A 15,338-nucleotide genomic window follows, 5' to 3' on the forward strand; every position below is an offset into this window, starting at 1 on the left:
TTTCCGCTGTACTTGTCACATTTTTATGACTGCTACTCTTCCAGACGATCCACTCGCACCGTCTGGGTGTTCCCTGGTCTGCTACCCACCTGTACCGTTGCCATGCCGTTTGCCTCATCCACATTTTCAATCCAGACAGGCTCGCCTTCAAGCGTCACCGCGATTGTATCTTTGGAATTATAAATAGCTTTTGCCCGTTTTGCATCCATCATACTATTCGTAGTCTCCTTCCGGGTCATCATTGTGATCCTCTTGCACAATCGTATCTGTCGTACTATCCCCAATATAACCATTATCCTCTGTAACCTGACCGCCGCCCAAACCTTCATTCACCATACGATCGATATCCAGCATAAAGGATTCCCGATCGAGCGGCAGTTTCTCTGAAGTTACCGCTTCCCAATTGACATCTGCTGCCGGCGTATAAAATTCTTCTGCACTCTCGGCATCCTCCAGAGGGTAGGGGGTAAACGTGTGCTTGTGCGCCTCTTCCTCATCTCGCCTGTTCTTCATCTGGCACCTCCCCATCATGTTTCTGTTATCATCCCCGACTCTTGCTGAACCATACAAAATGCTGAAGACCCCCATCTAGATATCCCTAACCACCATACAATCAAGGGTTTACGACTATCCCTTACAACAGCTGCCCATACTATTAACAAATAAGAAATTTGAAAGGAGTCGCCTTTATGCATACGGTCTGGAAAGGTGCAATCAGTTTTGGTCTCGTGCATGTCCCTGTCAAAATGTTCTCGGCTACGGAGGACAAAGATATCTCCATGCGTTACATTCATAACGTTTGCGGAAGTCCGCTCGCTTATGTACGCCAGTGCCCCTCCTGTGAGGTCGAAGTCAAATGGGAAGAGATCACCAAAGGCTATGAATATGAAAAGGGTAAATTTGTTCTTTTCGAAAAAGAAGAACTTGAGGCTTTAAACGAGTCCAGTAGCAAAACCATTACCATTCTGGATTTTGTGGATTTGACTGAGATTGACCCGATCTATTTTCAAAAAACCTATTATCTCTCTCCTGATCAGGCTGGCGGTAATGCTTATCAGCTTCTCATGAATGCCATGCGGGATACGGGAAAAATAGGCATTGCTAAAATCTCCATTCGCTCCAAAAGTAGTCTCGCCGCCATCCGCGTTCTGGAAGACTGCTTGTCGATGGAAACTATTTTTTACCCGGATGAGATCCGTCCCGTGTCTCAGGTTCCTAACCTTCCTGAAGTTCAAAATGTAAACGAAAAAGAACTCACGATGGCCAAACTGCTAATCGACCAACTTTCAACTCCGTTTGAACCTGGTAAATATACAGATGATTATCGGGCAAAGTTGCTTGACCTCATACAACACAAGGTTGCTGGGGAGGAAATCAAGATTGCTCCAGCCAAACCGGAAGCTAATGTGATGGATCTTATGGCTGCACTTCAAGCAAGTATTGAAGCAGTAAAGCCCATTCCTTCAGACCCTGGAACAACCACGGCTAAACCTAAAAAACGCGCTCCGCGCAAAACAACCGCCCAGGCTGTTGCTGGAGGAGAAACCGATGCTACACCTGCAACTCCGAAACGCAAAAAAGCCCCCGCTAAACCCAAAGCTTAAGCGTGCTGTTGGAGTAGTCGGGTTGGGGGCCCCGCTTGCATCTAACGGACCGGACGTAATTGGGTCACCATGATCCCAAAACTGCCTTATCGGTTCGTTAGCAAGTGGTGGATCATTTATCTGTCACCACCCTCGACCCGCCACTATGACCAACCCCAATTAAACAAACATCTCAGACACTTTTGATGAAACAATATCGACTAAGTTATTGACTAAACAAAGTAAATATTTTATATTAACTTATGAAAAGTAACTTATTTATATTTATAAAGTGATGAGCTTCATTTTCAAAAATAACATGTTTCAAGGCTCACTTTTACATCGATATGCACTTCGTTCCAATATTTTAATATTCACACATTATAATTTGTAACTTGTTCACGATGAGAAGTCATTATAAGGAGGAAATAACCATGAGTACGACTTATCAAATCCCAGCCACAACCCATCTAGGTGAAGTGAGTCTCAAAATTAGCAATCTGGATCGGTCTATCCAGTTTTATACGGACGTTGTTGGCCTTAAACTACTGACACGCCAAGATCATATTGCCACAATGACAGCGGACGGAAAGAACGTCCTTCTTCGCCTTGAAGAAGTGAGCAACAGCATCACTTTGCCCGAGCGCTCCCATGCCGGACTGTACCACTTTGCCATTCTCCTACCTGACCGCAAGTCGCTTGGACTTGCCGTTCGTAATCTTGTCGCATCCGGGATCGATATTGGTCAGGGAGATCACCTGGTGAGTGAAGCCTTTTATATCTCTGATCCAGATTTGAACGGGATTGAAATCTATGCCGACCGCCCTCGTGATACTTGGAAACGGGATGCTGACAATAATTACGTCATGGCAAGCGATCCAGTGGATGTGCAAAGCTTGTTTGATCTGTCGGCAAGTGAAACTTGGGATGGTTTGCCAGCTGGCACCGTTATCGGTCATGTTCACTTTCACGTTCGCAGTCTGGAGGAAGCCCGCAGCTTCTACTCCGGTATTCTCGGATTTGATGTTGTAGGCAACTTCGCCAATATGTCAGCACTGTTTGTGTCTGCCGGAGGCTACCATCACCATCTGGGACTGAATATTTGGGCCGGAGTTAACGCTCCAATCAATCCTGCCAATGCTACGGGAATCAACTATTTCACCATTGTTTATGCCCATAACCATGAAGTTGAGCAGGCCGTTGAACGTCTGCGCGAGTCTGGCGTTGAAGTACGTCCCGATGGTGATGCATGGTATGCAGCAGACCCGCAAAACATCGGAATCCGCCTGATTGCAGAGGCCTAAAGCTCAATTTGTGTTACTTTGAACACAAAATGTTACCATCCATTCACTCTGCCGATTTCATTCTGCATTCCTTCTCTTGATCAAACTTGTTACTGCAAAAAAAGCCTGACCTCGTTCCTCCAAAGCTTCCTTAGGAGGTAAAGGGTCGGGCTTTTTTTATACTTCTGATAAAACCGTAAATATTGGTACATCCTAACTCAGACTTAAACATTGTCAGACGAAGGAGATTTATTGAATGATTGAAAAGGGACGTTTGACCGTCAGGCAACTTGCTTCGCTGATGTTCCTTTGCACAATCGGTGAACAGATCCTCTTTTTCCCCTCGATGATCACATCTTATGCCCAGCAGGATGCCTGGATCTCTTCATTGCTTGGCGTAGGAGGCGGAATAGGTGTGCTTCTGATCATGCTCGCTGTATATCGCTTGGATCCGCGTCTGAATTTAATTGAACATGTACTCCGGGTGCTGGGGCCTTGGGTCGGTGCTGTGATCAGCGCATTCTATATTTTTTATTTTCTGATTGGTGCATCGACGTTTATCCGTGAAATGGGAGACTTTATGACGACGAACATTCTGAGAAATTCGCCATTATGGGTGTTGCACCTGACATTCATCTGCGCCCTGACTTGGGGATTGCGATCGGGACTCCCTAACATGGGAAGGACTGCCGAAATCCTGTTGCCTGTCGTTATCCTGTTCTTGATTATTCTCACCCTATGCCTACTCCCCAAGGCAGAGCTCGACAATATAAAACCCATTCTTGGTCGGGGATTCCTTGATCCGTTCAAAGGCTTTATCGCTGTACTTACATATCCGTACTGTGAATTATGTATTTTCATGATGTTATTGCCTTACACAGAGCAACGCCCTCATCTGAAAAGAGATTTTTTGCTCATGGGTATGATCGGCGGATTAATGTTAACGCTAACCATAAGTATGTGTCTGCTTATTATGGGACCATTCATGACACAGCATTACTGGTTTACTTCATTTAATCTGTCCCGTCTGATTAACATCGGTAACTTTTTAGAACGCATTGAGGCTATTATGGCTTCCGTCTGGGTTATCGCTGTATTTTTCAAAAGTGTGCTCTTCTTCTACAGCTTTGTGCTTGGGCTCGCTCATCTGTTTCGCTTGTCCAGCTATCGGAATCTCATTTTCCCAGCGGCATTTCTTATTTTAACATGTTCCATCCTGATCGCTCCGAATGAAACCTTCTATTTGAAAGTGATCATTCCCTACTGGATTGACTGGGATTTAACCTGTGGCATTTTTCTGCCGCTGCTGTTGATCCTGATTCATCATTTGAAACATAAGTTGCAAAAACATTAATGCCCTCCACGCATTTGATTTAACCCTCATACGTGGCTGGCTTAAGGAAGGAAAGGAGTAACACATGATCAAACCTGTTATTCCGTTTGAGCCTGTATCCCGAGACACTTTACCCACAGGCTCCCAGTGGATTGCCCAGATCAAGTGGGATGGTGTACGCATGCTCGCCTACGAAAACGGGCAAGAGTTACGGCTGGTCAATCGCAGGTTACACGACCGGACGACCCAGTATCCAGAACTAGTGGGACCGCGCAATCTATGCGAGGGCAACTCTTACATTTTGGACGGTGAGATCATCGCTCTCGATCCGGATACGGGACGTCCTTCCTTTTATCACGTACTTCGCCGGGATCGCATGAGCAAGCCGGATAACATTGCTCAAGCCAAACAGCAGATACCGATAACTTATATGGTTTTTGACATTCTATATTACGATGGAAATTGGGTCACAGATCTGACGCTATCTGCCCGTCAGCAGCTGCTTCACCAAGTGCTACATACCAGCACTCATGTTCAGGAAGTAACCAACTCAACGGATGCATCTACTTTGCTAAGCGTTATGAGGCAACATCAGATGGAAGGCATCGTCTGCAAGGATCTCACCAGCACCTACGGGATCGGTAGCAAGGACTCACGCTGGCAGAAGGTGAAGATCATGCATGATCTGTACGCCATGATCGGGGGCGTTACATATCGTGATGGAATCGTCAACGCCGTTGCGATTGGCGTATATGACGGACCTCATTTTATCTATATTGGTCATGTAGGAACAGGGAAGTTGAACATTAATCGCTGGCGGGAACTCACTTCACAGGTGCAACCACTTATCATAAAGGATAGGCCGTTCCATAACATTCCTGAGCGTAGCGCAGAGACAACTTGGGTACAACCCGAGATTGGACTTAAGGTGCAGTATATGGAACTGACGCATCATCGCACACTGAGACATCCTAGCATCCAAACCTTTGCAGAAGTAACACGGGAGGACTGCCTGGCGAGCCAGTTACAACATGAATTCCAGTAAAAGGAGGTGAAGTGGTGCCACACAAAGTCAAAGGCTCCATCAAGATTGAGGGTGTAGAACTCACGGTTACGAATCCAGACAAGCTGTTATGGCCAGAGGCAGGGATTACCAAAGCCATCTATCTGCAAAAGTTGGCCGCACTGGCTCCTTATCTGCTAACCTACACTCACAACCGTTTACTGACAACCATTCGCTACCCTCATGGCGCTGGTGACACGTTCTTTTATCAGAAAAATGCACCGGAGCCTGTGCCTGATTTCGTTCAAACACAGGATCATGAAGGTATACGGTATATTGTCATGAACGGGCTACCTGAACTTCTCTGGTTAGGAAATCTGGCCGCACTTGAATTCCATCCTTCGCTTCATGCGATTAACAGTACGCTACCCTGTGAATGGATGATTGATCTCGACCCTTCGATGGAGCACGAGCCGCGGATCATGCAGGCCGCCTTGATTGTAGGTGAAACATTGTCCTCCCTCGGGTTGCAATCGGTTCCCAAAACCTCTGGCGCCACAGGTGTTCAAATTATTGTGCCAATTACTCCGGGTGTAACATTTGATGAGTTAAGGGATATTGGTCATTTTGTAGGTAAATATGTCACGCAAAAACATCCTGATTTGTTTACGCTGGAACGGCTCAAAAAAGATCGGGGTGATCGAATTTACTTTGATTATCTCCAGCATTATGGCGGCAAAACATTAGCTGCTCCCTATACCCCTCGCGCAAAGCCACGGGGAACAGTCTCCACTCCCCTGACTTGGGATGAAGTGCGCCGTGATGTCTCTATTCAGGATTATCACCTTATGAATATTATTGAACGCCTGACAACCATTGGCGACCTGATTGCAGCAGTGCCACCGCAACCTATCGAACTAATTCTGAAACATCTCAAGAAAAAATAGCCGATATCCTGAATCACAGGATATCGGCTATTGGTATAGTAGAGTCATATCGAGCAGAAAGCTTCGCTAATGGATGCCTTTTTTCTTGAAGCGTCCGCCCTTCACATCGTGGATGTTACCGATAGCTACAAAGGCCTGCGGGTCCCAGTCCTCAACAATGGACTTCAGCTTGGCTTCTTCCAGACGAGTGATGACAACAAAAATGATCTTTTTCTCATCCCCGCTGAATCCGCCTTCGCCGTCCAAATACGTTACACCACGTCCGAGACGATCTGTCAACGCGGAACCGATATCACGATACTTCTCACTGATGATCCAGACCGACTTGGACTGATCCAGCCCTTCATTCACGATATCAATCATCTTCATGGCAATGTAATAGGCAATCATGGAGTACAGAGCGTTCGGCCAGCCGAATACAAATCCAGCACCCGCGAAAATAAATACGTTAATAATCAATACGATCTGTCCTACAGACAGCGGTGATTTCTCACTAAACAAAATAGCAACGATCTCTGTACCGTCCAGTGAACCACCTGAACGAATGACGAGACCTACTCCCACACCCAGGATCAATCCGCCGAATACAGCACCCAGCAGTGGTTCACCGGGTGTCAGTGCCGGAACTTCATGCAATAGAGACGTGCCGATAGACATCACGACGATCCCCAGCAAAGTAGATAACGCAAAGGTCTTACCAATCTGCTTGTAACCAAGGATTAGAAAAGGCATATTGAGCAAAGTCAGAAATATCCCCAGCGGCAGATGTGTAAGCTCTGAAACCATAATCGAGATCCCCGTGATACCGCCGTCGATGACGCCGTTTGGCACGAGGAATACTTCAAGCGATACAGCCATAAGCACAGCACCGATCAGGATCATTACAATACGTTGCAGCAACTTCAGTGTAAACACCGAGCTTTTGACGCCGCGGTCGGCTTGCTTGGCCGTTAATTCTTTCACCGTTACATTGGACATGGTATCCCCCCCGTAAAATCAGAATGTGAATCCATTTTATATATCCATTAAATCACTCCACGGGGAAGCTGCATGTAGAAAACGAGCCAAACTGTATTCTTCATGTACTTTAACCCACCATCAAAACGGGCATCTAAAGGCGATATAAAATAGATTCAAGATGTACTGCTTGCCGGATCACACTTCCAAAAGAGAGCAAAAGGGAGCCCGTTTCCCCAGACTCCCCTCCTTCATCACGACATGATTTATGTAACTATTATATCATAAAAGATCAAATTGGAGCAAAATACTTAGCAAAAAGAAGATAAATTCAAAAAAAGTGAATTTATCTTCAGAAATCTGCCCTAAATCGGCTAAAGAAGCGGAGAAAGCATGCGAGAAAGCATTTCAGCCCCTTTTTGCAGACGTGAGCGATGTTGGAAAGCGAAAGTATCTATTTGGCTACACTCCTCTAGGTCACGTTCAAAATCATGCATCAGACGATGAATCGCGGAGCTTTCAAACAATACAGCCGTCAATTCAAAATTATAAAAGAAACTCCGCATATCCATGTTGGCCGTCCCTACTGTCGCCAGTAATTCATCGACAATCATCACTTTGGCATGCACAAAACCTTTGCGGTATTGATAAAATTTCACACCGGCACGTAGCAACTCTTCAACATAAGAAAGAGATGCCAGATGTACTAACCGTGAATCGGATTGATACGGAATAACAATTCGCACATCCACTCCACTGACCGCAGCGGTCTTGAGAGCCTCGTAAAGAGCTGGATCAGGAATGAAATACGGTGTTGTAATATATATCCGTTCACAGGCTACTGAAATCGCCCCAAAACACATCTCCTGAATGGCGTCCCAATCTTGATCAGGTCCACTACCTAAAATCTGAATTCGTTCTCCGCCGCTGCAAATATGAGGTGGAAACAACTCTCCGAGCTGCGGCTCCATAATCCGTTTTCCCGAGGCCAGCTTCCAGTCGTTAAGAAACGTGCTTTGCAGGAAATAGACAGCATCTCCTTCAATCTGCACATGGGTATCTCTCCAAAATCCAACCTCCGGGTATTGACCCAGATAGTCATCTCCGACGTTAATACCGCCAACAAAACCAACCTTCCCGTCCACAACTACAATTTTACGGTGGTTTCGGTAATTAACTCTGCGATCAATCGTCGCAATGAGCGGTGGCAGGAAAAAATGAAACTCAACACCTGCATCCTGAAGCTTGCGGATAAAACTCCAGCTCAGTTTATGACTGCCAAGCCCGTCACAGATGAACCTGACTTTCACTCCCTCCTGCGCTTTACGTATCATGACCTGTTGAAAGCGAGTTCCGATCACATCATCTCTGAAAATATAGAACTCGACATGTAGATGATGCTTCGCCTTCTCCATCTCTCTAAGCATAGCGGCAAATGCCTCTTCCCCATTGGTAAGCACTTTACTCCGGTTACATCCCGTAATCGGGCTTTCGGACAAGTGGGATAACAGGTTGAATAAACGTTGCTGGTGGTTATACCTATCCCCTGGCATTTGGGCAATCTCTTCTATAATGTGCGCCTGTTTCCAGATCGTTTCCCGCATTTCTCTGAAGATGCGGGACCCGCCCTTTCGCAGCTTTTTGCGTTTACTGTAGTCCTGAGCCACGAAATAATACACAACAAATCCGATCAAGGGCACACAAAATAAGATGAACAGCCAAGCCACTGCTTTGGCTGGATTGCGGAACTCCAGCACAAGAATCGTAGCCGCTTGAAAAATAAAAACAAGTAAAATAATGACCAGCCAGAACATGTGGCCTCCCCCTTAGTACATACGCTAAAATATTTCAATTATCTGTTTTGTAATATTCCGTTATCTCGCTCTCCAGCCTTTCCTTCGCTTTCATCCTAAACAGCTTTGACGATATTGTTCCCAGCTAATCATAGATACCCAATGTAGACCTCATTCGTAACGAATACTTAGATAAAACTTTACATAACCTAACTTCAACACTGTTTTGCATAACTCCCTTTCCAGACTCTTCCTCTTTTCTTCCGGTAAAGGTGGTCTTCTTACGTAAAATTAGATATAATACTCGTTAAAACTTATTACATAAAAGGAGAAGAGTAGTGAATGGACAGTGAGAGGTATGCGTTAAATTTGGTTTTGGTTGCATTTTTGATAGGGTTATCGGCATTTTTCGTGGCAGTGGAGTTCGCTCTGGTACGGGTTCGTCCGAGTCGGATCGACCAAATGATTGCAGAAGGGAACAAACGGGCGCTCGCTGTGAAACAGGCCGTCGCTAACCTAGACGGATACCTGTCTGCTTGTCAGCTCGGGATTACGATTACGTCTCTCGGACTGGGCTGGCTCGGTGAACCCACGGTAGAGAAAATCCTCCACCCGGTGTTCGAAAGCATGAGCATCCCAGATGCACTCGCTTCATTTTTGTCCTTTGTCATTGCCTTTGTAGCGATCACGTATTTACACGTTGTTGTGGGTGAGCTTGCACCCAAAACGATAGCGATCCGCAAAGCCGAGACTGTCGCACTGTTGACATCCGGTCCTATCATCTTGTTTAACCGAGTGATGTATCCTTTTATCTGGCTGTTGAACGGCTCTGCGAACCAACTGGTCAAATTGTTTGGCATCAAGCCTGCTTCGGAACATGAAGACGCACACTCTGAAGAAGAGCTCCAGATCATTATTAACGAGAGCTTTGAGAGTGGTAAAATCAATCAGGCGGAATTTGGGTATGTTAGCCGAATTTTTGCATTTGATGAGATGCTGGCCAAAGAGATCATGGTTCCCCGGACCGACATGGTCTGCCTTTATCTAAATAAAACGAACGAGGAAAATCTAGAGATCATTCGCGAAGAGCAATACACTCGCTTTCCAGTCGTTAATGAGAGCAAAGACGATATTATCGGTATCATTAATACGAAACAATTTTTCTTAGAACTGTATGGTAATGATGAACCCGTCGACCTGTCTTCCCTCATTCAGCCCGTTTCGGCTGTTCATGAGACAACTCCAGTCAAGGATCTGCTTAAAAAAATGCAGAAGGATGGCGTGCATATTGCTGTTCTCGTCGACGAGTATGGAGGCACGTCGGGGATTGTAACGATTGAAGACGTATTGGAGCAGATTGTTGGTGAGATTCGCGATGAGTTCGACGCAGACGAAGAAGAAGAAATTCAGATTGTGAATGAGCATTATATCATCATGGATGGTAAGGTTTCGCTGTCCAAGGTCAACGATATGTTCATGTCTTCGCTTGATGCGGACGAGTGGGATACGATTGGTGGATGGCTGTACAGTCACCGTCCGGAGATGAACGAACAGGAAGAGTATGAATACGAAAACCTGACCTTTGTCCTGCTGGAAAAAGATAAAAATCGCTTCTACAAGGTGGCTATCGTCCCGAAAGAACCACTGAACATGTCAGACTACACCGATGAAGACGAGAAAGAAACAAACGTTTGATTTAAAAGGTCTGTCCACGTCATTTCCGACGTGGACAGACCTTTTCTTTATGCTGAGGGATGAAATATCTTACCTACATCTTATTTGGCATCTGCTCGATCTTCAACAATCCGGTTCTGGATTTTCTTAAATATAATCTTGAGGATCATGTAAAGCGGAATAATAATAATCATACCTAGAATGTTGCCAAGGTCGGCTCCAACAAGTAACAGGATCACTGTAGTCAACGGATGTATATCAAGCTGTTTGCCATACACATAAGGAGAGATGAGATTATCCTGTATTTGCTGTGCAATGACGATAATGATCAGAGACCAGAGAGCCATGGAAGGCGAGTCGATAAAAGCAACAATCACAACAGGAATCGCCGCCAGTAACGCCCCTACATAAGGGATAAAGTTCAGAATAATGGACACAACCGTTAACAATAGCGCATAAGGCAACCCGATAAGAAGAAAACCGATAAACATGAGAATGCCCAACGCCACATTAACGATAACCCGGCCTACAATATAATTGCTCAGAGCCTCATCAATTTCATGCACCGTCTCTTCCCCATCTTTTCGGTAATGTCTCGGCAATAACAGCGTCAAGTTGGTTCCAAATTTGTCGCCTTCCTTGAGCATGTAATAGAGCATAATCGGAAATGTTGCCAAAATAATGACCAAGTTGGACACGACGGAAAACAGACCAGAGACATAATCCGTAACCTGCGTAATCCCCTGACTTAAATAATCGGACAATCTGGTAAACAAGTCCGAATTCTCAGGCAGGTAACGGGCAAGAAAACGATTGTTTTCCAGTGCTTTAATCTGCTCTACAAGAGATGAGACAAGCTTAGGTGTATTTTCGATAAAATTCCATAACTGCTCCCGCAGGGAAGGCCACACGAGAACGCTGAATCCTGCGATGAGGAGTCCAACAGCCACATAAATAATCAGGACAGACAGTGCCCTTTTGATTTTATGCCGCTCCATGAAGTCCACGAGCGGACGCAACAGATAGTAGAAAAATCCTGCGATCAAGAGCGGGATAATAATGATATGAATCAGCGAAGTGAGAGGGCGGAAAATAAAGTTGACTTTATCCCCCAAATACACGATCAGCAACAGTAAAATAATTGCTGTGCATATGCGGTAAAATTTGTTGTTAATCAAGAAAAATGATCCCTCCATGCGCTGCCATGCCAAAGTGACTGCGACGATAATATGATTCTAACATTACAATACCAGTATGTACCCTGAATAGACAGCTATGCCACATGAAAACAAAAAAAGAGGCAGGAGTTAACCTGCCACATCTCTTTTGTTGAACACAACCCAGGAAATCACCATAAAGATGACATAATACGCAGCGAGAACTGCCAAGGAGAACCCGAGAGTCATGCCCTCACTTGCTCCATTCATCAAGCCCATATCCGATGAAGAGTTCATATATTTGCTCAAGTTCATATTATTGAACAGAACATATTTAGCCCATTCATAACGATCCGGATTAAAGATCAGTGAGAATATATTTTGTGTAAACATAATAAACAAGGACAAACCAATCGCAAGTGCACCTGAACGAAATACCGAGGAGACCATAAAGGCAATCGCAAGTGTAATAAACAAGTCGATATACAGATATCCCCATCTCGTAAACGCATCAGCTGCGATTATACTGCTGTCTACCGAAACCTCATGAGAGAAGAGAATATACGAGCTAAGCATGGCCATACCAATCACCAGTAGTGTGCTTAATATACTAAAGCCTACTACAGTGAGATATTTGGAAGCCAAAATTTTACTGCGTGACCATGGTCGGATCAGTAACAGTTTAATGGTTCCCCATGTAAATTCACCCGCCACCGTTTCTGCTGCAATGACTACACAGAAGATGGTATTCAGAAAAAATGCAATCTGAACTGTTGTAGCCGCAGGTTGCCAAAACAAGGTATCACTTGACCCCATGCCTTCTCTCATTAAGACAGGCATGAGTAACGAGATCAGAACAAGAATAGCTAACATAATCCAGGTACGTACACGACGGAACACCTTCATATTTTCATTCAGTAGCAGATTGCCGAAACTACCCAATGCCGCCACCTCCAGTCACTTGCAAAAATTGATCTTCCAGCGTACGAGTCACACTACGAATGGCATAAACCTGCACGCCTTCATGTACCAGTTTGGCATTGACCGCAGGAATCTGTTCTCGAGAGAGAGACAACACGATAACCTTACCCTGAATAACTGCCTCACCCTCCATGAGTTCAACAGCACGTTCAGCGTCATCGACTTCAAACGCAACTTCAATTAAAGCATCTGAACCTTGCTCATCCCGCAGATTTCGAACATCAATCAGTTTACCGTTCTGAATAATAGCTACGGTGTCACACATCAATTCCATCTCGGACAACAGATGGCTTGATACAAACACGGTAATCCCCTCTTCATGGGTGAGGAGCCGCAGATAATCTCTCAACTCCCTTATGCCCTGTGGGTCGAGACCGTTCGTTGGCTCATCCAGAACTAACAGCTTAGGTCTATGTAATATAGCCTGTGCAACACCAAGGCGCTGACGCATACCCAAAGAATAGGTTTTTACCTTGTCATGAATCCGCGCTGTTAGGCCCACACGCTCAATGGTCTCTGCAATACGTTCCTTGGTAACGCCAGGTGACATACGGGCAAAATGCACCAGATTCTGATATCCGGTCAGAAACTTGTACATCTCCGGATTTTCCACAATCGCCCCCACTTGGGCTATCGCCTCTTCAAACTCACTCTTTACACTGTGTCCGGAGATGAAAATATCTCCTTTACTAATGGACATCAGACCTACCATCATTCGAATAGTTGTTGTTTTCCCCGCGCCATTTGGTCCTAAAAAACCAAAAACCTGCCCCGGAGAAATATCCAGGGTCAGGTCACTGACCAATGATCGGGAGGAAATGATTTTACTGACGCCTTGAAGTCGGACGACCGGCTCCTGCTGCATTCAATCCTCTCCTTCATAGACGGGCTTATTTCATGCCCGTTTCTCATATGAGCATAGTGTATCATAATCTTTAGTATATTGTCCTGCAAACTGGGACTTACCTTCTCGTTTTGACTCAACTACACACGCCTCACAGCATCCAAGTGGCATTTCACTCCGGTAAAATCCAGTACGAAACACGTGATTGCCTCCATTGCCCTCTGGCTTCTGGGCGGCGTCTCTAGCGACCGACACAATCATCCCACAACTGACACAGTAAAAGCGGCCCGTTTCATTCAATGGAATACCTTCCCCTCACAGGGAGTCTCTAGTCCCTGTTATTTGTCGTTAGACGCTGAAAATTGATACATTTTGTATCCTAATTCGTAATTTACTTGACACCGGGACTATTGTCAAGCTTTTTAAGCATGGGTTTAGGTTGAAAATTCAAAAAAACGCTATAAATGCGACAAAAGTCTCGCATTTATAGCGCTTGATCAAGGACTAATGATACAAAACGGTATACTCAACCTCCATTTACATTACAGCGTATGTAATATTCACTCCTCATCCTGATATTGCATCCTATCATGCATCACGATGAAGTTTCAGTGTTGTGTTTCCTCTCATCTGGATAATACCATAACAGCGTCCACTGCTTACCATCCTGCACAAGGTAACAGATCTGCACAAGATCAAACTTTCCAAAGGTTCCGGAATACGTTTGTGTAACTTTGATTTTGTATGCTTCAGAAAAAGGCTTTACGCCTTGAATGATCTCCACATCAAATTCCCGCTCTGGCGGTTCCATCTCCAGTTCAAACGTCTGCACACCAAAATGCTGCATAAAAATGTGAGCTCTATTCTGCACATAGGCACTCTTCGGAAACCGCTCTTTCATTAAAGGATGAAAAAGCTCCCAGGAGCTTCCGAAGTCACCCGTTTGCTCGTATTTGTAAAACTCTTCCGCCACAGCAGCAGCCTCTGTAGGCGCATCTGCACGAAACAGTGCAGGTACACTCCTAATAATCAGCCACAGCAAAAGCACTACAAATAAAATAAGTCCACTTTTTTTGAACAGTGCATTGCGGTTTCTTCTTCTTATCATCATTCAGCCCCCTTGTCCTGCCTACCCCATATGTATGATGGTTTGCAAACAAGTAGAAGCTATGCCCGGACTACACACTGCATTTCCTGGGAAATCAATGATGTCTCCTACCCAGCAAAGCTTGAATTCCTGTATAAACCGCGATGCCACAACTTCCGCCAATCAAGTCTACACCGACATCCCAGATTGAACTCGTACGATTGGGACTGAACTGTTGGATATACTCGTCAATGGAGGCAATCACTGCAACGAACATCAGCGCCACCGTAATACAAGTTATGACTCTCACCCGTTTGTAACGCAGACTGCCATAGATTAATACTGCGAGTACAGCGTAGATTAATAGATGCGCAGTCTTGCGAAAGAGGAATTCTACAAAAGCATAAGGCCTTTCTCTTAGTGAATACTCGTGCCCATTATAAAACAGGTGCACATCGGGCAATGTAACCCCGATGTGCACCTGTTTGGTCAAACGTTGAAGCCATGGCTGAATATTTTGCTGTTGATAGGATTGGGAAGACATCAGCCAGATTATCGCAATCCAGACCCCTGCCAGCATTAGCCAAAACAACATTTTATACGAACGATTCTTCCGTTGATATTTCTGTTTTCTTGTTTCTCTTCCCTCCGCATTCAGCAATGTTTTCACCACTTTCCTTGCTGTTTCACGAACGT

15 protein-coding genes are annotated in these 15,338 nt (G+C 45.1%); 6 read left to right on the top strand and 9 right to left on the bottom strand.

Annotation, left to right across the window (positions count from 1 at the left end; genetic code table 11):
- Positions 1 to 32: 32 nt before the first annotated feature.
- Complete coding sequence (locus BLQ13_RS08850) at positions 33 to 209, bottom strand: H-type small acid-soluble spore protein (RefSeq protein WP_090918464.1); 177 nt, start codon at positions 207 to 209, stop codon at positions 33 to 35.
- A 4-nt stretch (positions 210 to 213) separates the two neighbouring features.
- Positions 214 to 513, bottom strand: coding sequence for a hypothetical protein (locus BLQ13_RS08855; protein ID WP_090918228.1), 300 nt, complete (start codon positions 511 to 513; stop codon positions 214 to 216).
- 176 nt (positions 514 to 689) lie between these two features.
- Between BLQ13_RS08855 and ku the strand changes: the two genes are divergently transcribed.
- From ku to ligD, 5 genes are all read left to right on the top strand, one after another.
- The gene (gene ku / locus BLQ13_RS08860; RefSeq protein WP_090918230.1) at positions 690 to 1,604 is read left to right on the top strand and encodes a non-homologous end joining protein Ku; all 915 of its coding nucleotides are present in this window, start codon (positions 690 to 692) and stop codon (positions 1,602 to 1,604) included.
- Between the two features lie 413 nt (positions 1,605 to 2,017).
- A complete protein-coding gene (locus BLQ13_RS08865) occupies positions 2,018 to 2,887 on the top strand; it encodes a VOC family protein (protein WP_090918232.1) in 870 nt (289 codons plus the stop codon).
- A gap of 235 nt (positions 2,888 to 3,122) precedes the next feature.
- On the top strand, positions 3,123 to 4,220 hold the full coding sequence (locus BLQ13_RS08870; RefSeq protein WP_090918234.1) for a GerAB/ArcD/ProY family transporter: 1,098 nt from the start codon (positions 3,123 to 3,125) through the stop codon (positions 4,218 to 4,220).
- Between the two features lie 64 nt (positions 4,221 to 4,284).
- Positions 4,285 to 5,244: an ATP-dependent DNA ligase gene (locus BLQ13_RS08875; protein WP_090918236.1), complete on the top strand. Its 960-nt coding sequence runs from the start codon at positions 4,285 to 4,287 to the stop codon at positions 5,242 to 5,244.
- Between the two features lie 14 nt (positions 5,245 to 5,258).
- A complete protein-coding gene (gene ligD / locus BLQ13_RS08880) occupies positions 5,259 to 6,149 on the top strand; it encodes a non-homologous end-joining DNA ligase (RefSeq protein ID WP_090918238.1) in 891 nt (296 codons plus the stop codon).
- Positions 6,150 to 6,215: 66 nt separating this feature from the next.
- On the opposite strand, the gene BLQ13_RS08885 is transcribed toward ligD, so the two are convergent.
- Both BLQ13_RS08885 and cls read right to left on the bottom strand, forming a co-directional pair.
- A complete protein-coding gene (locus BLQ13_RS08885; protein WP_090918241.1) occupies positions 6,216 to 7,127 on the bottom strand; it encodes a YitT family protein in 912 nt (303 codons plus the stop codon).
- Positions 7,128 to 7,480: 353 nt separating this feature from the next.
- Complete coding sequence (gene cls, locus BLQ13_RS08890) at positions 7,481 to 8,920, bottom strand: cardiolipin synthase (protein ID WP_090918243.1); 1,440 nt, start codon at positions 8,918 to 8,920, stop codon at positions 7,481 to 7,483.
- A gap of 321 nt (positions 8,921 to 9,241) precedes the next feature.
- On the opposite strand from cls, the gene BLQ13_RS08895 reads away from it, so the two are divergent.
- A complete protein-coding gene (locus BLQ13_RS08895) occupies positions 9,242 to 10,594 on the top strand; it encodes a hemolysin family protein (RefSeq protein WP_090918245.1) in 1,353 nt (450 codons plus the stop codon).
- 80 nt (positions 10,595 to 10,674) lie between these two features.
- Here the strand turns inward: BLQ13_RS08895 and BLQ13_RS08900 are convergent, their stop codons facing one another.
- The 5 genes from BLQ13_RS08900 to BLQ13_RS08920 form a co-directional block, all read right to left on the bottom strand.
- A complete protein-coding gene (locus BLQ13_RS08900; RefSeq protein WP_090918247.1) occupies positions 10,675 to 11,751 on the bottom strand; it encodes an AI-2E family transporter in 1,077 nt (358 codons plus the stop codon).
- 129 nt (positions 11,752 to 11,880) lie between these two features.
- The gene (locus BLQ13_RS08905) at positions 11,881 to 12,672 is read right to left on the bottom strand and encodes an ABC transporter permease (RefSeq protein ID WP_090918249.1); all 792 of its coding nucleotides are present in this window, start codon (positions 12,670 to 12,672) and stop codon (positions 11,881 to 11,883) included.
- Entirely contained in the window at positions 12,665 to 13,576 is a 912-nt protein-coding gene (locus BLQ13_RS08910) for an ABC transporter ATP-binding protein (protein ID WP_090918250.1), read from the bottom strand. The genes BLQ13_RS08905 and BLQ13_RS08910 overlap by 8 nt, the downstream gene beginning before the upstream one ends.
- A gap of 574 nt (positions 13,577 to 14,150) precedes the next feature.
- A complete protein-coding gene (locus tag BLQ13_RS08915; RefSeq protein WP_090918252.1) occupies positions 14,151 to 14,663 on the bottom strand; it encodes a hypothetical protein in 513 nt (170 codons plus the stop codon).
- Positions 14,664 to 14,757: 94 nt separating this feature from the next.
- A complete protein-coding gene (locus tag BLQ13_RS08920) occupies positions 14,758 to 15,312 on the bottom strand; it encodes a VanZ family protein (RefSeq protein WP_139168867.1) in 555 nt (184 codons plus the stop codon).
- Between the last annotated feature and the right edge of the window lie 26 nt (positions 15,313 to 15,338).

The sequence above is a fragment of the Paenibacillus polysaccharolyticus genome, assembly GCF_900102085.1.
In the GTDB taxonomy this organism is placed as follows: Bacteria; Bacillota; Bacilli; order Paenibacillales; family Paenibacillaceae; genus Paenibacillus; species Paenibacillus polysaccharolyticus.

Excerpts from the sequence above, each read along its gene's own strand:
- BLQ13_RS08850 (WP_090918464.1), bottom strand. The coding sequence starts at position 209 with ATGGATGCAAAACGGGCAAAAGCTATTTATAATTCCAAAGATACAATC.
- BLQ13_RS08855 (WP_090918228.1), bottom strand. The coding sequence starts at position 513 with ATGAAGAACAGGCGAGATGAGGAAGAGGCGCACAAGCACACGTTTACC.
- ku (WP_090918230.1), top strand. The coding sequence starts at position 690 with ATGCATACGGTCTGGAAAGGTGCAATCAGTTTTGGTCTCGTGCATGTC.
- BLQ13_RS08865 (WP_090918232.1), top strand. The coding sequence starts at position 2,018 with ATGAGTACGACTTATCAAATCCCAGCCACAACCCATCTAGGTGAAGTG.
- BLQ13_RS08870 (WP_090918234.1), top strand. The coding sequence starts at position 3,123 with ATGATTGAAAAGGGACGTTTGACCGTCAGGCAACTTGCTTCGCTGATG.
- BLQ13_RS08875 (WP_090918236.1), top strand. The coding sequence starts at position 4,285 with ATGATCAAACCTGTTATTCCGTTTGAGCCTGTATCCCGAGACACTTTA.
- BLQ13_RS08885 (WP_090918241.1), bottom strand. The coding sequence starts at position 7,127 with ATGTCCAATGTAACGGTGAAAGAATTAACGGCCAAGCAAGCCGACCGC.
- cls (WP_090918243.1), bottom strand. The coding sequence starts at position 8,920 with ATGTTCTGGCTGGTCATTATTTTACTTGTTTTTATTTTTCAAGCGGCT.
- BLQ13_RS08895 (WP_090918245.1), top strand. The coding sequence starts at position 9,242 with ATGGACAGTGAGAGGTATGCGTTAAATTTGGTTTTGGTTGCATTTTTG.
- BLQ13_RS08910 (WP_090918250.1), bottom strand. The coding sequence starts at position 13,576 with ATGCAGCAGGAGCCGGTCGTCCGACTTCAAGGCGTCAGTAAAATCATT.
- BLQ13_RS08915 (WP_090918252.1), bottom strand. The coding sequence starts at position 14,663 with ATGATAAGAAGAAGAAACCGCAATGCACTGTTCAAAAAAAGTGGACTT.